Origin of the sequence: Acinetobacter psychrotolerans (genome assembly GCF_048552595.1) — a bacterium.
In the GTDB taxonomy this organism is placed as follows: Bacteria; Pseudomonadota; Gammaproteobacteria; order Pseudomonadales; family Moraxellaceae; genus Acinetobacter.
On record NZ_JBIMDK010000009.1, the window covers coordinates 35,041 to 53,295 of the forward strand.

Annotated in this window: 23 protein-coding genes; all 23 read left to right on the forward strand. The window is 37.8% G+C overall.

Features of this window, described 5'->3' with window-relative positions; translation table 11 throughout:
* The first annotated feature begins 36 nt into the window (after positions 1-36).
* Entirely contained in the window at positions 37-669 is a 633-nt protein-coding gene (locus ACG94X_RS09760; protein ID WP_419383535.1) for a MotA/TolQ/ExbB proton channel family protein, read from the forward strand.
* Positions 670-686: 17 nt separating this feature from the next.
* On the forward strand, positions 687-1,109 hold the full coding sequence (locus ACG94X_RS09765) for an ExbD/TolR family protein (RefSeq protein WP_419383536.1): 423 nt from the start codon (positions 687-689) through the stop codon (positions 1,107-1,109).
* Positions 1,110-1,112: 3 nt separating this feature from the next.
* The gene (gene msbA, locus ACG94X_RS09770; protein ID WP_419383537.1) at positions 1,113-2,846 is read left to right on the forward strand and encodes a lipid A export permease/ATP-binding protein MsbA; all 1,734 of its coding nucleotides are present in this window, start codon (positions 1,113-1,115) and stop codon (positions 2,844-2,846) included.
* A 6-nt stretch (positions 2,847-2,852) separates the two neighbouring features.
* Positions 2,853-3,857 carry a tetraacyldisaccharide 4'-kinase gene (gene lpxK, locus ACG94X_RS09775; RefSeq protein WP_419383538.1) on the forward strand — a complete coding sequence of 335 codons (1,005 nt, stop codon included), beginning with the start codon at positions 2,853-2,855 and terminating at the stop codon, positions 3,855-3,857.
* 15 nt (positions 3,858-3,872) lie between these two features.
* The gene (gene kdsB / locus ACG94X_RS09780; RefSeq protein ID WP_419383539.1) at positions 3,873-4,634 is read left to right on the forward strand and encodes a 3-deoxy-manno-octulosonate cytidylyltransferase; all 762 of its coding nucleotides are present in this window, start codon (positions 3,873-3,875) and stop codon (positions 4,632-4,634) included.
* Positions 4,635-4,727: 93 nt separating this feature from the next.
* A complete protein-coding gene (locus ACG94X_RS09785) occupies positions 4,728-5,708 on the forward strand; it encodes a DNA polymerase III delta subunit-related protein (RefSeq protein ID WP_419383540.1) in 981 nt (326 codons plus the stop codon).
* A gap of 43 nt (positions 5,709-5,751) precedes the next feature.
* On the forward strand, positions 5,752-6,093 hold the full coding sequence (locus ACG94X_RS09790; protein ID WP_419383541.1) for a PilZ domain-containing protein: 342 nt from the start codon (positions 5,752-5,754) through the stop codon (positions 6,091-6,093).
* 27 nt (positions 6,094-6,120) lie between these two features.
* Entirely contained in the window at positions 6,121-6,894 is a 774-nt protein-coding gene (locus ACG94X_RS09795) for a TatD family hydrolase (RefSeq protein ID WP_419383542.1), read from the forward strand.
* A gap of 58 nt (positions 6,895-6,952) precedes the next feature.
* Entirely contained in the window at positions 6,953-7,567 is a 615-nt protein-coding gene (locus tag ACG94X_RS09800) for a TetR/AcrR family transcriptional regulator (protein WP_419383543.1), read from the forward strand.
* Between the two features lie 33 nt (positions 7,568-7,600).
* Positions 7,601-8,140, forward strand: coding sequence for a prepilin-type N-terminal cleavage/methylation domain-containing protein (locus tag ACG94X_RS09805; RefSeq protein WP_419383620.1), 540 nt, complete (start codon positions 7,601-7,603; stop codon positions 8,138-8,140).
* The gene (gene gspI / locus ACG94X_RS09810) at positions 8,127-8,516 is read left to right on the forward strand and encodes a type II secretion system minor pseudopilin GspI (RefSeq protein WP_419383544.1); all 390 of its coding nucleotides are present in this window, start codon (positions 8,127-8,129) and stop codon (positions 8,514-8,516) included. The genes ACG94X_RS09805 and gspI overlap by 14 nt, the downstream gene beginning before the upstream one ends.
* Complete coding sequence (gene gspJ, locus ACG94X_RS09815; protein ID WP_419383545.1) at positions 8,513-9,157, forward strand: type II secretion system minor pseudopilin GspJ; 645 nt, start codon at positions 8,513-8,515, stop codon at positions 9,155-9,157. Before gspI ends, gspJ begins: the two co-directional genes overlap by 4 nt.
* Before the next feature lie 37 nt (positions 9,158-9,194).
* Complete coding sequence (gene gspK, locus ACG94X_RS09820) at positions 9,195-10,157, forward strand: type II secretion system minor pseudopilin GspK (protein WP_419383546.1); 963 nt, start codon at positions 9,195-9,197, stop codon at positions 10,155-10,157.
* Positions 10,158-10,450: 293 nt separating this feature from the next.
* Positions 10,451-11,047: a 6-pyruvoyl trahydropterin synthase family protein gene (locus tag ACG94X_RS09825; RefSeq protein WP_419383547.1), complete on the forward strand. Its 597-nt coding sequence runs from the start codon at positions 10,451-10,453 to the stop codon at positions 11,045-11,047.
* 75 nt (positions 11,048-11,122) lie between these two features.
* A complete protein-coding gene (gene ung, locus ACG94X_RS09830; protein ID WP_419383548.1) occupies positions 11,123-11,836 on the forward strand; it encodes a uracil-DNA glycosylase in 714 nt (237 codons plus the stop codon).
* Positions 11,833-12,954 (forward strand): enoyl-CoA hydratase/isomerase family protein, encoded by a 1,122-nt coding sequence (locus tag ACG94X_RS09835; RefSeq protein WP_419383549.1) that lies wholly within the window; start codon positions 11,833-11,835, stop codon positions 12,952-12,954. Before ung ends, ACG94X_RS09835 begins: the two co-directional genes overlap by 4 nt.
* Before the next feature lie 6 nt (positions 12,955-12,960).
* Positions 12,961-13,479, forward strand: a complete 519-nt coding sequence (tadA, locus tag ACG94X_RS09840; protein ID WP_419383550.1) for a tRNA adenosine(34) deaminase TadA — start codon at positions 12,961-12,963, stop codon at positions 13,477-13,479.
* A gap of 78 nt (positions 13,480-13,557) precedes the next feature.
* Positions 13,558-13,992 (forward strand): SRPBCC family protein, encoded by a 435-nt coding sequence (locus ACG94X_RS09845; RefSeq protein WP_419383551.1) that lies wholly within the window; start codon positions 13,558-13,560, stop codon positions 13,990-13,992.
* 11 nt (positions 13,993-14,003) lie between these two features.
* Positions 14,004-14,693 (forward strand): (d)CMP kinase, encoded by a 690-nt coding sequence (gene cmk / locus ACG94X_RS09850; RefSeq protein WP_419383552.1) that lies wholly within the window; start codon positions 14,004-14,006, stop codon positions 14,691-14,693.
* Between the two features lie 123 nt (positions 14,694-14,816).
* Positions 14,817-16,499, forward strand: a complete 1,683-nt coding sequence (rpsA, locus tag ACG94X_RS09855; RefSeq protein ID WP_419383553.1) for a 30S ribosomal protein S1 — start codon at positions 14,817-14,819, stop codon at positions 16,497-16,499.
* A 159-nt stretch (positions 16,500-16,658) separates the two neighbouring features.
* A complete protein-coding gene (locus tag ACG94X_RS09860) occupies positions 16,659-16,964 on the forward strand; it encodes an integration host factor subunit beta (RefSeq protein ID WP_419383554.1) in 306 nt (101 codons plus the stop codon).
* 18 nt (positions 16,965-16,982) lie between these two features.
* On the forward strand, positions 16,983-17,348 hold the full coding sequence (locus tag ACG94X_RS09865; protein WP_419383555.1) for a lipopolysaccharide assembly protein LapA domain-containing protein: 366 nt from the start codon (positions 16,983-16,985) through the stop codon (positions 17,346-17,348).
* Positions 17,349-17,531: 183 nt separating this feature from the next.
* Positions 17,532-18,215 (forward strand): orotidine-5'-phosphate decarboxylase, encoded by a 684-nt coding sequence (gene pyrF, locus ACG94X_RS09870; protein WP_419383556.1) that lies wholly within the window; start codon positions 17,532-17,534, stop codon positions 18,213-18,215.
* Positions 18,216-18,255 lie beyond the last annotated feature (40 nt).

Consider the following 18,255-nt stretch of genomic DNA (forward strand, 5'->3'; position numbering starts at 1 on the left):
TTTTAAAAATGGTTAGATAAGGTTGGGGAACTAAAGATGTGGGAACTTGTTAAAGCTGGTGGCTGGTTAATGGTGCCATTGGTGCTGTGTTCAATTTTTACGGTAGCAATTTCGATTGAGCGATTTTTACGGTTAAAACGATCTTTGGTTCTACCCAAACCCTTGTTGATGCAAAAAGGACGTCAAATTGATGATGTACTTGATGCGATGGAGCAAGATCAAGCTGTTCGTCAAACCTCATTGGGTTATATTTTTAAAGATGGCATAGATGCCTATTCACAAGGCGAAGCCTATGCGCGTGCGCAGATGGAGGCAACTGCGTCTCGTGAAATTGGTTTTTTAGAAAAAAATATTAACTTTTTAGGTACATTAAGTGCGGTTGCACCTTTGTTGGGTTTATTGGGAACAGTAATCGGAATTATCGAATCATTCCTTGTGATTGATTTAGGTTCTACTGCAAATCCAACCATGATGATTCCGGGTATTTCAAAAGCATTAATTACCACTGCAGCGGGTATGGTGATTGCTATCCCTGCTTTATTTGCCTATCGTTATTTTCAGCGTTTAGTTCAAGAGTATGTGGCTGAATTAGAACAGCAATCTACACTATTCCATGCGTCATTGTTTTTTCAAAAGCACCATGAGAAAGAACAACAAAAAGCTAGCTAATCGTTAGGGATGTGGTAATGAAATTTAAACGCAAAGCGGTTGAAGATATTCATATCAATCTTACGCCAATGATTGATTGTTTATTGTTTATCTTAGTGATTCTATTACTGACGACGACTTTTAATCAACAAAGTCGTATTAACTTATCTTTACCAGATGCACAAGGTGTTCCACCAAAAGAATACCAACACAAAATTGAAGTCATGGTAGACTCGACAGGGCATTATTCTGTCAATGGTCAGGCGCTTTCTAGTCAAGAAATTGCGGATTTAAGCACAGCAATTAAACAAGTTGCGAACGATAAACGTGATTTGATGTTTGTTATCGCAGCGGATGCTAAGGCAACTCATCAAGATGTTATTCGTGTCATGGATGTCGCAGGGCAACTTGGTTTTGTTAATATTAATATCAGTACAAAAGTTTCATCCCGAGGTTATTAATCAGTGAATCAAGATTTTAAGGTATACACACGTCTGTTGTCGTATTTAAAGCCATATTGGGGTGTAGCCTTATTAGTCATTGTTGGTTTTGTAGTCAATGCTGCGACAGAAGTGTCTGTGGCGAAGTTGTTAGAAAAAATTATTACTGCGATTCAAACGGGAGATCGTAGTTTTACTTCAATATTTCCAGTGCTTGTCGTCTTACTGATGTTTTTCCGCGGTGTGGGTTTGTTTATGGGGGGGTATTTCACCTCCGTTATTTCTCGTAATTTGATTTTTAATATTCGTCAGGAAGTATTTGCTAAGTTATTACGTTTACCTGCGCAGTATTATCTAGATACCAATAGTGGTCATATCACCGCAAAAATCATGTATAACGTCGAGCAACTGACTGCTGCATCGACTGAATCATTAAAAACGATTGTACAACATGGTTTGATCACCATTGGATTGTTGGGTTATTTGTTGTATAGCAATTGGAAACTTACACTTTGTATTTTGTTTTTTGCGCCAGTAATTGGTTTTATTATCAAAAAGGCAGCAAAGCGAATGCGTAAGTTATCTATTCAAGTTCAAGATACGATGGGTGATGTGAATCATGTCGTGCAAGAAACGGTGAGTGGTAATGCTGTTGTTAAAAGTTTTTCAGGTGAAGAGAGTGAACAAAGACGTTTTTATAAATCCTCAGAAGAAAACTTAAGACGTGGTTTGAAAATGGTGGTGGTACAACAGCTGAATAGTCCAGTTGTACAATTTATTATGTCACTTTCTTTGAGTTTTATTATGTGGATTGCATTGCGTCCTGAAATTTTAGGCAATGATACAACAGCAGGTCAGTTTATTGCGTATATCACTGCCGCAGGAATGTTGAGTAAACCGATTAAAGCATTGACCGATGTTAATGAGAAAATTCAACGAGGTATGGCTGCAGCACATTCAGTTTTTGAGCTTCTGGATTTACCTCAAGAAGAGAATAAAGGTACACTCAAACCAAAATTACACGGCAATATTAAATTTGATCATGTCGATTTAATTTATAAAGGCGATATAAAAGCTATTCAAGATTTCACACTGAATATTCAAGCAGGGCAAACAGTTGCATTGGTTGGACGTTCTGGGGCGGGTAAAACGTCACTTGTGAATATGTTAGTGCGTTTTCAGGAAAATAGCGCAGGACAAATTTACCTTGATGATATTCCAATCCGTGACATTGAGCTGAATTGTTTACGTTCTCAAATTGCAATGGTAAATCAGCAAGTGGTTTTATTTGATCGTACAGTACGTGAAAATATTGCTTATGGGCAGATGGAAGGTGTAAGTGATGAGGCAGTAATTGCAGCAGCACAAGCCGCTTTTGCACATGATTTTATTATGGGATTACCAAAAGGGTATGATACACCGTTGGGTGCGCAAGGTTTAAGTCTCTCAGGTGGTCAGCGTCAACGGATTGCTATTGCACGAGCTATTCTGAAAAATGCGCCAATTATGATTTTAGATGAAGCAACCAGTGCTTTAGATAATGAATCAGAACACTTTATTCAAAAAGCTTTTGATAATGCAATGCAGGCTCAAGACCGCACCACGATCGTTATTGCACACCGTTTGTCGACTATTGAAAATGCAGATTTAATTGTGGTGATGGATAAAGGACATATTGTAGAGCAAGGTACACACGCAGAGTTATTAACGCTGCAAGGTGCGTATTATCAGTTACATGCACGTAATTTCGAGGAATAATCGAGTATGTCAGTCGCGCAAATCATTCAAAATGCTTGGAATAAGAAAGCCAAGTGGTTGATTGTATTGCGCCCATTATCATGGCTTTATCAATCTGGCTTTGCAGTGAACAAATGGCTGTATAGTAGCGGGATAAAAAAAACGTATAAAGCGCCCATTCCAGTCATGATCATTGGCAATATTACGGTTGGTGGTAGTGGTAAGACACCGCTTTTAATTCAATTGGTTAAATATTTACAACAAAATCAAATACGTGTTGGTGTTATTAGTCGTGGTTATGGCGGTAAGGGGCCTTTTCCTGCTTTGGTTACACTCGATTCTGTACCTGAAACTCACGGTGATGAACCATGTTTGATTGTTCAATCGACGGATGTTCCCATGGCTGTGGGTTCAAGTCGCCAAGACAGTATTGTGTTATTACTTAAAAATTATGACTTAGACTTCATTATTAGTGATGATGGCTTGCAGCATTGGGCTTTGGAACGACAACTCGAGTGGATTGTTTTAGATAATAATCGAGGTTTGGGGAATCAGAAAATGCTGCCAGAAGGTTATTTGCGTGAACCTGTTAGTCGTTTGAAAAATAGTACGGTAATAGAACATGCACATCAACCTTTGTCTAATTTAAATATGCATTTAGAAGTTGCTGAGCCCTATTTATTAAATCCCAGTTTTGGTCAATCAGATCGTTTTGATTCGCAGCAAGCTTACTATGCAGTAGTGGGGATTGGATTTCCACAGCGATTTTATCATACGCTGGAAAGTATTGGTGTATACCAGTTTCAATGTCATGAATTTCCAGATCACCATGATTATGAAATTGATGATTTACAGTTTGAAGATACGAACCCGATTATTACCACTGAGAAAGATGCAGTTAAACTTTTGCCGCTATTGAAAAAACATTCTTCTTTCAGCCGTGAAATTTGGGTTGTACCTGTAGAGGCAGTTTTATCAGAAGAATGTTACCAATTGCTAAGGCAGCAACTCACACAGCTTGGTATTGGTTAAATACAAGGTTATTAGATGAAACATATCGTTATTCCAGCACGTTTTGCGAGTTCACGCTTACCTGCTAAGCCACTTTTAGAAATTCATGGTCGTGCCATGATTTTACGTGTGGTCGATCAAGCTAAAAAAGTTCAAGGATTTGATGATCTTTGTGTGGCAACAGACGATCAGCGGATTGCTGAAGTGTGTCGTGCGGAAGGTATTGATGTTGTAGTGACCAGCCCAGATCATCCTTCAGGTACAGATCGTTTGAGTGAAGTTGCTCGGATTAAAGGTTGGGCAGTAGATGATATTATTGTGAATGTACAAGGTGATGAACCTTTATTACCTGCCGAATTGGTGATTCAAGTTGCTGAATTATTGGAGCAAAAGCCTTTATGTTCTATGTCGACATTGTGTGAGTCGATTTATCAATTAGAAGAATTTCAGCGTGATAGCATTGTGAAAGTGGTCATGTCAAAATTTAACGAAGCTTTATATTTTAGTCGTTCACAGATTCCATTTGATCGCGATGGTGCGAAGCTAGTTGAGCCACAATTGCATCAACATGCTTATCGTCATTTAGGTTTATACGCTTATCGTGTAAAACTTTTGCAGGAATATGTGACATGGGATGTAGGCACATTGGAGCATTTAGAGAGTTTGGAGCAATTGCGTATTTTGGAAAATGGTCATCGTATTGCAATTGATGTTGCACAGGTAAACTTACCACCAGGCGTGGATACTCAAGCCGATTTAGATCGTTTGAATGCACTTGATATTTCTGTTTTTGAATAATTATTTCAAATAGATATCTCGAATAGCTTAATGTTAGAAAGGTTAAGTTTTATATTTTATGTTTGTTGGTTGTGATTTTTAGGTAAATGTTTAATGGATGCTGCTAATTCTCAAGTTTATCCTTGGCAACAAACAGTTTGGGATACCTTGACGGGTCGTTTTCCTCAAGTGGGACATGGTTTACTATTCTACGGCAAAAAAGGCTGTGGAAAACACGCATTTGCTCAACAGTTTTTGGCTTGGATTTTATGTCTAAATAAAACTCCAGCTGGTGCTTGCGGTGAATGTAGTAGTTGTCAGTGGTTAAAATCGGATACACATCCGAACTGTGTTTATATCACCACCGATGAAGACAATAAAAAGCAAAACGCAAAAATTAAGATTGAGAAGATCCGTGATCTACTGCCATTTGTCCAGCAAACGGTAGATGGTTGGCGTGTTATTGTAATTGAACCTGCGGAAGCATTAAATATTGCTTCGGCAAATGCATTATTGAAAACACTTGAAGAACCAGGCGACCGTGTGGTGATCATTTTGTTGGCTGATCACTTCTTGAAGTTACCTGCAACGATTAGAAGTCGTTTGCAGCGCTTTGCAATGGATCGTATTAGCCCAAATCAGTCTGAACTTTATTTACAAGAGCATCTTCCAGAAAATTTACACTCTAAAATTCCATTACTGATGAATCTTTCTAGTTATATGCCTTTGCAAGCGATTGCTCTGTCTGAATTGGATTGGTTGAATCGTCGGGCAGAATTTGTAAAAGATTGGTTGCGACTGGTGCAACAAAGAAGTATGCCTTTACAGTTTGCAACGAAATGGAATAAAGAATTAAATTTTTCAGATCTACTGCAAATGTTTGAATACTTGTTGTCAGATATAATTTGTGTCAAGCTGAATCAAGTTGTAAAAAATTCTGATTTAGATTTCACAGTGCTTGCAGAACAATATAGTTTGCAAAAATTATTTGCAATTTATGAAGATCTACAACAATCAAAGTTAAAAGTTGATCAAAATGTTCAAACAAATCTAATTGTTGATCAACTATCCATTCAATTAATGAATGTGACATAAAATTTGTATATTTATATTCATAAGGGATTAAGGGGAAATCATTATGCAACCACGTATGGGCGGCTTGATTCAAGTCAATATTAATGATCGTGCCACACTTCAAGCCAGTTATATGCCTTATATCCTTGGTGGAGGGTTATTTGTACCTTCAAAAAATCCTGTAAAAATGGGTGATGAAGTGTTTGTTTTGGCAGGATTGCCTGAGCAATCACAAAAAATTCCATTAACGGGTAAAGTGGTTTGGATTTCGCAAAAACAGAACGGGATTAAACCGCAAGGTTTCGCAATTCAATTATCTGGTGAAAAAGGCATTTATTACAAAATGGAAGCAGAGAAATTGCTTGCAGGAAGTATGTCTTTGGATCGTCCTAGTTTTACAATGTAAAACTCTTTTAAAGCATTAGGAAATATTGTGTTTGTTGATACCCATTGCCATCTCACTATGTTGGATTTAACCCCTTATCAGGGAAACCTTGACGTAGCTTTACAACAAGCACGTGAAAGTGGTGTTTCTAAATTTATGGGGATTTCTGTCGATTTAGACGATCATCTTGCATTGTCAGAAATTGCGGCTCGTCATGCAGACGTAGGTTATAGTGTTGGTGTACATCCATGTGAAGATGTAGCGGTAATGCAGCGAGCGACCGTTGAAAAATTGGTAGAACTGGCACAAGCGGATAAAGCTTGGGCATTGGGTGAAACAGGTTTAGATTATTTCCACAGCACTGAATTTGTTGCAGAGCAAAAAAACTGTTTTGCACGGCATATTCATGCTTCACAAATTGTGAAAAAGCCTGTGGTTGTACATACACGTTCTGCGAAGCATGATACTGTAGATATCATTCGTGCAGAGCAATCTACGCATGGTATTTTGCATTGTTTTACAGAAGACTGGGAAACAGCAAAAGCTGTTTTAGACTGTGGTTATTACATATCTTTTTCAGGTATCGTGTCTTTTAAGAATGCACAAGATTTACGAGATGTTGCAAAACAAGTGCCTTTAGATCGTGTCTTGATTGAAACCGATAGTCCTTATTTAGCGCCTATGCCATATAGAGGAAAGTCTAATGAACCAAAATACGTTCCCTATGTAGCCAAAGCCTTAAGTGATGTATATGATAAATCGCTTGAGGAAATTGCATTCATTACTACACAAAATTTTGAAAATCTCCTGAAGCAAAAGTAGTCGAATGAATTAAATCGTTTTAACGGATAGAACAAAGAAGAGAGTTTATTGGGTGAAGATGGATCGACAGGCTCAATTTAGAGCAAGAGAAGCGTTAATTTTTCAGGTTGCTGAACAATTGCTTTTAGAGAATGGTGAATCAGGGATGACGCTAGACGCGCTCGCTGCTGAACTTGATCTAGCGAAGGGAACCCTTTACAAACACTTTCAAAGCAAAGATGAGCTATATATGTTGCTCATTACTCGTAATGAACGCATGTTGTTAGAGATGATACGGGATACAGAAAAAGCCTTTCCTGAGCATTTGGCTTTTTTTATGTTGCATCATTTGCATCATCCAGAAAGAGCTGTATTGTTTCATCAGATCGAAGAGCGTCTTTCTACGACAGGTGTCGGTATTCACCTTTTGTTTAGCGAACTTTATCAAATACGTAAACAGCGCTTACGTCTCATTATTCGTATGACAGAAAGTTATTTAATATCGATTGATAGTTTAATGTCTACACGTGATTATCTAGCTTCAATTTGGTCAATCACCCATGGTGGTGCAGCAATTCTCAACTCAAGTTTTTATCAACGTTATTTAGGTTGCAGAGATACACTTCGAGTTTCATTGATTGATCAAGCATTGGCAGTACCTAAACATCCACAATCTTCTGTGCGGGTCGCTTAAGTTGTGATTAAAACTATACCGTCATCTCGAACAATGAAAGGTTTTACCTTGATTGAGGTGATGGTGGTTATTGTCATTATGAGTATTATCGCTTCACTTCTTGTATTAAATATTGATGGTTTGGATCAGCGCAAAGCAATGCAAGCACGAGAAATGTTACTACTCGATTTAAAACAAATTAACCGTGAAGCCAATGATCAAGCACGTATTTATGCTTTGGATCAGCAAAATGCGACCGATGTTACTGCGGGACAGTACGGTATTATTGAATATATTCCGGTAAAAACGGATGCTCAACAAAACGTTCGTATTGTAGAAAATAAGCCGTGGAAAGAGCAGACTGATTTTCAGAAAAGAACATTACCAGACCATGTATCTTTCCAAATCCAAGAACAAGATCATCAATTTCAAAATGCGAGTAATAGTGATTTATTGGGAAATAATGCACCGAAATTAATTTGGTTTGGTAATGGTGAGGCGAAACCAGTAACTATTCAAATGTATTATGACCAAACCCCTGTGGGCGATGTCATACGTGTTGATTATTTGGGTAAAGTAGATGAAGAAAAATAAAGGCTTTACCCTGATAGAGGTCGTGGTGGCATTGGCTATTTTCGCAGTTGCTGCAATGGCGTTAACTAAAGTAGCAATGCAATACACGCAATCCACAGCCAATGCGATTTTGCGTACCAAAGCGCAATTTGTAGCTCAAAATGAAATTGCTCAAATGATAATCAATCGAGAGTGGTTGACTGGAACTGCTTCCAAGCAAATTACTGCACAAGGTGAAACGTGGCAAATTGATAAAAAATCAGAATCTACAATCAGTCCGAATGTGCAAAAAATTGATATTCAAGTCAGTCTTTTTGATAATGATTTAGGGAAAGTAGAGACTGGCATCACCAATATGGTTTTTTTTAATTATCCAATAAAAGAAAAACAATCATGAAAATGATGATAAAAAATAATAAGAAAGCGCAAAACTTTATCCAAAAGTCAGGCTTTACATTGGTAGAGCTATTGGTGGCGATTGCAATTTTTGCAGTGCTTTCTGCATTGGGTTGGAAAATTTTTGATTATTTAATCAAAGTAAAAGACCGCAATGCGATGCATGAGGAAAATCTTGGACAATTACAGGAAGCTTATCAGCAAATTCAACGAGATACATTGCAGATTATTCCAGTTTCAGCCAATAATGGTGGTGAAATTGAACCGCCATTGCGTTTAGATAACCAAAAGCTCACTTTTAGCAAAGCAGGGGTGACCGACCCACTTAAACAGGGTGTTTCTCCCTATGAGCGAGTGGAATATCATTATGAACAGCAAGAAAAAAAATTATATCGTTTAAAGTATTCAAATTTGAACCGAGTGCGTTCAGAACAGCCGTTATCCAGTGTGTTATTGGCAAATGTAGATCAGTTTCAGGTCAGTGTACTTAATCCGAATGAGTTGGATCGTTGGGCAAATGATCAGGAAACCACTGAAAATTTACTACCGCGTGGTTTAAAAATTAAAGTGACTATTCATGATATTGAATATGAATGGATGTTTAGTTTGTTAAATACTAACTATGAGATCAAAAAATCGTAATTTCATCTGATTAAATACTTTGGATAGGTCGATCGATATGCACATGAAGCAGCACAAAGGGATTGCATTAATCACGATATTGGTCATGGTGGCATTGGCGACTATTATTGCTGCAACGATTGCAAAAAGACAAAGTTATACCAATGAAAGTACAGCTTTTTTAAAACGACAAAATCAATCAATTTCTTATGCGGAAAGTGCAGAAGCTTTTTATTCAGAATTGTTAGTACAAGATAGCGAAAGTAGTAAAGCGGCAGATTATTTACAAGAAACTTGGGCAAAGCCAATGCCTGCGTTTCCAGTTGAAGATGGTTATGTCTCTGGACAATTGTTGGATGAATCGGGCAAATTTAATATTAACAGTTTGCTGAATAGTGAAGGGAAGCCGAATCCAGTTACTCAAGAATATTTTTCAAAACTTTTGGTTCGTGTTGGATTGCCAGCAGATGCGGTTCAATCTGTTATCGATTGGCAAGATCCAGATGATGAAACAAATGGCTCAATGGGGGCGGAGAGTAGCTATTATCAAGGATTGGCTAAGCCTTATATGGCGGCAAATCGCAAATTTGCCAGTGTGGAAGAATTAAAATTGGTTCGCGGTTTTGAAGGGAAGAATTTCGATTTGATTCAAATATATATTAGTGCATTACCTGATATAAATACGAAAATTAATATTAATACTGCGCCTGCAATGGTTTTAGCAGCGATTGATGAGCGAATAGATATAAATACGGTGAAATCTACGATTGAATCAAAACAAGGTAAACTTGAGTATTTTGCCAATGTCACAGAGCTAATGAAAACGCCATCATTTGATATATTGGCAGCGGAGACATTTGCACAAAAAAATAAAGATGCACTTTTCGATGTGAAATCGAATTATTTTAAAGCCAATATCGAAGTTCTACTGAGTAATCGCAAACGTCAATTTACTAGTTATTTAATGCGAAATGATAAGGCGCAAGTGTATGTTTATTCACGTAGTTTAGCGCCATTTTAAATTGCATAGTTCATTTTTGGATGTATCTGCACAAGGTATTTAAGCATGATTGAATTAAAGGCATTAAATTTAAAATGTGTATGAAAATATGTGTAATTTAATAAAAGAAGAAAAATATTTAGCGTTGGTATTTGGTAGGTTGTTCATTTGAACGACTACATCTACAGTGCTTTAAAGTAAGAAGCTGTATTTATCTATTTACCAATCGCAAAGATCGTTAAAATTAATGCTCAGTGAATGAATTTTGCTTTATAATCGAGTTTCTCAGCCGCTTTGTTTGTAAAATTTGACTCATGTTAATTCGTAAGTTGTTTAAGTTTGAAAATGCACATATTGTGCGTAATTGCACCTCAGATCGTTGCAAACGCTCTATACATGGGCATAGCTATAAGGTGGAATTACTCCTGAAAGCATCTAAGCTTGATCATGGTCAAATGGTGTATGATTTTGGTCTGCTTAAAGGTGTAATTAAAGAGCTCTTTGATAGCTTTGATCATGCAATATGTTATTGGCAAGATGATAATCCTGAATATATTCAGGCATGTAAAACTTTTAGCGCACGTTGGGTTGCATTGCCTGTCTCACCATCAGCCGAGCAGTTTTCACGTATATTCTTTTTCCTTGCACAGCAAGTGTTACAGTCAACTATTACCCAAAATGGGGAAGGTGACGTAGAAGTTTATTCTGTGATTGTGCATGAAACAGATACAGGTTATGCACAAAGCTTTCAAGAAGATATTGATAATGTTCAAATGGGACAATTAAGCTTAGATAGAATTATCTTTTCAGAACAAGTGCAAGCTGAATGGTCTGATATCGAAATGTATGAAAAATTGAAACAAGGTGTTCAATTCCAAAATCCTGAAGTGGATTTACAAGTTAAAGTTTAAATCGTGATTTTTTAGGAAATTAATTTAAACATCTATGGATAAAATTTAGGAAGTTGGAATTTAGGATGAGCGTAGATGCAATTGACTGAACTCGAACAAACAAAATTAAATCAAGTTCGGTTGGATCAAAGTTGGAAAGATAGTTTGGCTGACTTTTTACTCAGTCCAAAAATGGATGAGCTAAAGTCATTTTTGGTCGAAGAAAAAAATGCTGATAAACTTATTTATCCACCCAGTTCATTGATTTTTAATGCTTTGAATACAACGCCAATCGCCAATGTGAAAGTGGTGATTTTAGGTCAAGATCCTTATCATGGTCCAGATCAAGCGCATGGTTTGAGTTTTTCTGTGCAAAAAGGTCTTGCTATACCACCTTCGTTGCGTAATATTTTTCACGAATTAAATACGGATTTAGGTATTGCTGTGTCACGTAATGGTGATTTAACCAAGTGGGCACAACAAGGTGTATTGCTACTCAACAGTGTTTTGACTGTAGAGGCAGGACAGCCGACTTCACATCAAAAACGTGGCTGGGAAGACTTTACAGATCAAGTGATTGATGTGTTGAATGAATCTAGAGCGCATATTGTATTCATCTTATGGGGTGCGTATGCTCAGAAAAAAGGACAACGCATAGATCAGGAAAAACATCTGGTATTGAAAGCTGTTCATCCTTCTCCATTGGCAGCGAATCGTGGTGGTTTTTTTGGTTGTAAGGCATTTTCTAAAACAAATAATTATCTGAAACAAAATGGCATTGAGCCGATTGACTGGCAGCTGGACGCATGACAAATTCTCCCGAAATGAATGACTATCACCCCGATTTAATCATCGAAGAAGCAAAAAATGGATGGCGAGTTATTCGTTTAAATCGTCCAAAATCGCTTCATGCATTAGATGAATCTATTGTTGCTGCTTTATTAAAGTTGTTCGAAGACTTTCATGATGATGCTTCAGTTAAAGCTATTTGGTTGGACTCGACTACACCTAAAGCATTTTGTGCTGGCGGTGATGTTCGTAAACTTCGCCAATTGGTGATCAATAATGAAGTAGATGCAGCAAACAAATTCTTCGAAACAGAATATGCGCTCGACTTATTGTTACATAACTATGCCAAACCAATCGTTATTTGGGGTGAAGGTTATGTGATGGGTGGTGGTTTAGGTCTGTTTATGGCTGCACCATTCCGTTTAGTTACACCTTATTCGCGTCTTGCCATGCCTGAAGTGAATATTGGTTTATATCCTGATGTAGGTGCTACTCGCTTCTTGGCAGATCGTGGTCCAATTGGTTTATTTACGGGCTTAACGGGTTCAATCATGACTGCTGCGGGTGGTTATGGAATTGGATGGGCAACGCATATTTGTGATGCACAGCGTGATGTTGTTTTACAAAAGCTTATTAGTATTGATTGGGAACATTATCCAGCAGGGGATTTCCGTGCATTGGATGATACTTTAAACAGTTTGCATCGTCCTGTTTCGCCAGGCCCGCTACAAAATTCACTTGATGTTATTCACAGTGTTTGTCGTGGTGCAAATTTCCAGCAAGATTATGAGTCGATTATTGGTTTGAGTGATGCGCGAAGCGATTGGTTGCGCCAAGCCAGTGAAAATCTACAAAAGGGTTCACCAAGTACGGCAGCAATTACATGGTTGTTGTGGCAATGGGGACGTCAGGTTCATCCATGGGCGGAAGTTTTTGAGTTGGAAAAACAAATTTCTAATTGGAAAATTCGCCATCCTGATTTCGTAGAAGGTGTCCGTGCACGTTTGGTTGATAAAGACTTATCTCCTGAATGGGAGCAGTCGGATGCTTTGACATTGGCAGCGATTTTGTCAAAGAATCCTCCAGTGACGACAATAGACAGTTGGAATGCCTTGTTAGCACAGTATGGTGTGATTTAAGGTATTATGTCTGAAGAAATTTTACAGCAAATAGATGAACAATGGATGCAGCAAGCTTTTGAACTTGCTGCATTTGCTGCTTCTAAGGGGGAAATTCCTGTCGGAGCAATCATTGTGAGTCAAGGTCGGGTGATTGGGGAAGGTTATAATTCGCCTATTTCACAATGCGACCCGACTGCGCATGCTGAAATACAGGCCATCCGAACTGCTTGCCAAAATATTGAAAATTATCGACTTCCTGAAGATGCCACACTTTATGTCACGTTAGAGCCTTGTACCATGTGTGTGGGGGCGTTGATTCATTCTCGTATTCAACGTGTTGTTTTTGCAGCACTTGAGCCTAAAGCTGGTTCATTGGTTAGTAGTCGTCAATTGTTAGATACGGGTTATTATAATCATGTATTTAAATTTGAAAGTGGCTGTTTACAAATACAATGTTCTGAACAATTGTCTGATTTTTTTAAAATGCGCCGAGAACAAAAAAAACTGCAGAAATTACAACAAAAGTCATTAAATGATGAATAAATATGTTTTAGAATATGTTTGATTTTTATGACAATATATATTGTCAAAATAAATATAGCATTTAAAAGGGTAATAAAAATGAATTCGATTCAAGTAAAACAAGAGTTTAATGCACCTCTAGACCAAGTATTTGATCTACTTTCAAAGCATGCAACTTATAATACTGCTTTTGCCCCTGTACAAGTGGTTCGCGTGAAAGATTCTGCAGACCCAAAACGTCCAGATGGTTTGGGTTCGATTCGCCGTATGGGTTTTGGACCAATCAAACCTATTCAAGAACAGATTACATTGCTTGATGTGAATAAACGAATTGAATATAAAATTATCAATAATCCATTAATCAAGCATCATATTGGTATTATTGAATTTACTGAAATTGCAGCAAATAAAACACGTGTAGACTATACGATCGAATTACAAGCACGTGCGCCATTTGTGAGTAAATTAATACTTGCACAGCTTAAACTAGCGATTACACTTGGCTTTAAGAAACTTGCTAAGTCTGTAGCTTAATTGGAAATTCAATGACAATTCAAATTATCACGATTGATGGGCCAAGTGGTTCTGGTAAAGGAACACTTGCAGCAAAACTTGCAGATCATTATCAATATCATTTACTTGACTCAGGTGCATTGTATCGTTTACTTGGATTGTCCTTGCAAAATAAAGCATTAATAGATGCGCTTGATGATGAGCCTGTTCTCAAACAAAGCGTTACAATTGCAGCAAATTTAGACATCCAATTTAAAAACTCAGCATCTGGAACGATTGTGTTGTTGGATAATCAAGATGTGACTCAAGCGATTCGTACCGAACGAGTGGGAGAGCTTGCGTCTAAAGTTGCTGCGATTCCTGCACTTAGAGCTGCATTGGTCGATCGTCAACATGCATTTGCCCAACCACCAGGGTTGGTTGCAGATGGTCGAGATATGGCAACTTCTATTTTTCCTCAAGCCCAAGCTAAGATTTATTTGACTGCATCTGCCGAATCACGTGCAGAGCGTCGTGTAAAACAGTTGCAGGGAATGGGGCTGGATGTTAAAATAAGCGATATTTTATCTAATATACAGGCTAGAGATAATCGAGATATGGAGCGCGCTGTTGCTCCACTCAAGCCAGCAGAAGATGCTTATATCATTGATAGTTCTGAATTGAATATCGATGAAGTATTTAAACTGATGACTGATTATGTCGATGCACAGTTAGATAAATAACTTAATTTTTTGATTTTAAAAAATCAGCATAAGCATAGCTTGATCAGTTTTATACGGACTATGTAGACGCTTAACTAAACCGGCCTTGTCTGATCCAAGACCGCTGACTTTTCTAGGTATATCATGACCGAATCTTTTGCAGCCCTCTTTGAAGCAAGTGAATTAAACCTCAACGTTGAAAAGGGTGCAGTCATCCAAGGTATCGTTGTTAGCATCGATTCTGACTGGGTAACTGTTGATACTGGCCTTAAATCTGAAGGTGTTGTATCTCGCTCTGAATTCTTAAATGAACAACGTGAACTTGAAGTTCAAGTTGGCGACACAGTTGATGTTGTTGTTGAAGCACTTGACAACGGTATGGGTCAAACTGTTTTATCACGTGAAAAAGCAAAACGTGCTGAAACTTGGACTAAACTTGAAAAAATCTTTGAAGACGGCGAAATCGTTACTGGTATCATTTCTGGTAAGGTTAAAGGCGGTTTCACTGTTGATATCGGTCCAGTTCGTGCATTCCTACCAGGTTCTTTGGTAGACACTCGTCCTATCCGTGACACGACTCACCTTGAAGGTAAAGAGTTAGAGTTTAAAGTAATTAAACTTGATGCTAAACGTAATAACGTTGTTGTATCTCGTCGTGCAGTTATGGAAGCTGAATCTTCAGCTGACCGTGAAGCATTACTTTCTCAACTTGAAGAAGGTCAAACAGTTACTGGTACTATTAAGAACCTTACTGATTACGGCGCATTCGTTGACCTTGGTGGTATTGACGGTCTTCTACATATCACAGATATGGCTTGGAAACGCATCAAACACCCTTCAGAAGTTGTTGAAGTGGGTCAAGAAGTTACTGTTAAAGTACTTAAATTTGACAAAGAACGTAACCGTGTATCTTTAGGTCTTAAGCAATTAGGCGAAGATCCTTGGTTAGCAATCATGAACCGTTATCCTAAAGGTTCAATCGTTAAAGCTCGTGTAACGAACTTAACTGATTACGGTTGTTTTGCTGAAATTGCTGAAGGCGTTGAAGGCTTAGTACACGTTTCAGAAATGGATCACACTAACAAAAACATCCATCCATCTAAAGTTGTTCAGATTGGTGATGAAGTTGATGTTATGGTTCTTGAAGTTGATGAAGAACGTCGTCGTATTTCACTTGGTATCAAACAAACTCGTGCTAACCCATGGGAAGAGTTCTCTAAGTCACACGACAAAGGCGAAAAGGTTTCTGGTACGATCAAATCTATCACTGACTTTGGTATCTTCATCGGTTTACCAGGCGGTATCGATGGTCTAGTTCACTTGTCTGATATTTCTTGGAACGAACAAGGCGAAGAAGCTATTCGTCGTTACAAGAAAGGCGATACAGTTGAAGCAGTTATCTTGTCTGTAGATGCTGAAGGTAATCGTATCAGTCTTGGTATCAAGCAATTAAACAACGATCCGTTCAATGACTATTTAGCGATTAACGAACGCGGTGCTTTGGTTAAAGGTACTGTGACTGCAGTTGACGCTAAAGGCGCTACTATTAAGTTAGCTGACGAAGTTGAAGCTTCTTTGAAAGCATCTGAAATCAATCGCGATCGCGTTGAAGATGCAACTAAATTCTTAGAAGTTGGTCAAGAAGTTGAAGCGAAGATCATCAACGTAGATCGTAAATCACGTTCTATCAACTTGTCGATCAAAGCGAAAGACGAAGCTGAAGAGAAAGAGGCAGTTGCTGGCTTGAAAGTTGCTGCACCTGCTGCTGGTCAAGAAAATGGTCCTAAAACTATTGGTGATTTGATCAAAGCTCAAATGAACCACTAAGTTATTGTTAAAAAGTATTATTTAATGTAATTAATTAATATTTTTTATGCAATTACTGTAAAAGGTAGCGTAGTATGTGATTACTGCGCTACCTTTTTGTATTTAAAAAGGATATTATCTAGTGTATGTTAATTAGCATTAAAATTAATGAGGTCTTAAATGACAACTGAAGCACTTAATAAGTCTGACTTAATAGAAAGAATTGCTCTCAAAAACCCACATTTAGCAGAACCTTTAGTTGAGGAAGCTGTTAAGATTATGATCGATCAAATGATTGCATCATTATCTTCTGATGATCGTATAGAGATTCGTGGATTTGGTAGCTTTGCTTTACATCACCGTGATCCACGTGTGGGTCGTAATCCTAAAACAGGAAGATCTGTAGAGGTTGCTGCAAAAGCAGTACCACATTTTAAACCTGGTAAAGCACTACGTGATGCAGTAAACGAATCTGCCAATAAATAAAATTCAAATGGGGTGATTATGCGCTTTATCTTAGGACTGCTTTTAATAGCAGTATTTGTATATTCTTTAGCATTAGTTCTTATTAATGGTACAGAATTACCTGTAGACCTTTGGTTTACTCAAGTTCCAGCAATGCGTTTAGGCTTATTGCTTTTACTGACCTTAGTTATTGGTATTGTTCTAGGATTGTTAATTGGTGTTCAGGTTTTCCGTGTTTTTCAAAACAACTGGGAAATTCGCCGATTACGTAAAGATATTGATCATCTAAGAAAAGAACAAATTCAAACTGCACAACTGGCAGCGGCAGAAGCGGCTGCGAAAGTGCGTCATGAAAAGACGGTATTAGATATTCACTCTGAAGATAAGAGCTCTAGTCCCCTTTAATCGTAATGCTAAAAAAGCTCCATGCTGTATAGGTATGGGGCTTTTAGTTTTTTAACTTCCGCACTTTTTTATTTTTCTACACAATATAAAATAATAATTATCATTTTAATGCGTTGTTTATTTTACAGCATCAATCAATCCCCATTATAATCGCCGCACTTATATGTGTTGGAATTGAGATTCGTGAGTATTATTGTAGCCCTAGATGCAAAAAGCCAATATGACGCTTTAACGATAGCCGATCAGCTTGATCCATCACTTTGTCGCTTGAAAGTAGGTAAAGAATTATTTACTCATGAAGGTTCATCTATTGTCAAAGCTTTACATGACCGCAATTTTGAAGTGTTTCTCGATTTAAAATTTCATGATATTCCAAATACGACTGCACAAGCTGTTTGTGCTGCAGGAGATATGGGGGTCTGGATGGTGAATGTACATGCATCTGGTGGACGTAAAATGATGGAAACATGCGTGGAACGCTTAAAAAAGGGCAACTACGCAACACAATTAATTGCAGTAACTGTTTTAACATCTATGGGACGTGAAGACTTACGTGATATTGGTTTGGATGTAGAGCCATTTGAACAGGTTCAGCGTTTAGCCAAATTGACGCAAGACAGTGGTTTGGATGGCGTAGTTTGTTCTGCGCAAGAAGCAAAAATGCTACGTGATCAATTAGGACAGGAATTTTCACTTGTAACGCCTGGTATTCGCCCTGAAGGTTCAAATGCGGATGATCAAAAGCGAATTGTTACACCAAAGCAAGCAATGTTAGATGGTTCTACGCATTTAGTGATTGGCCGCCCAATTACTCAATCAGAAAATCCTAGCCAAACTCTGAGAGATATTCTGGCAACATTGTCTTAATATTATGCGTTATTAAGTTGTTAAAAGCCTTTCATATGAA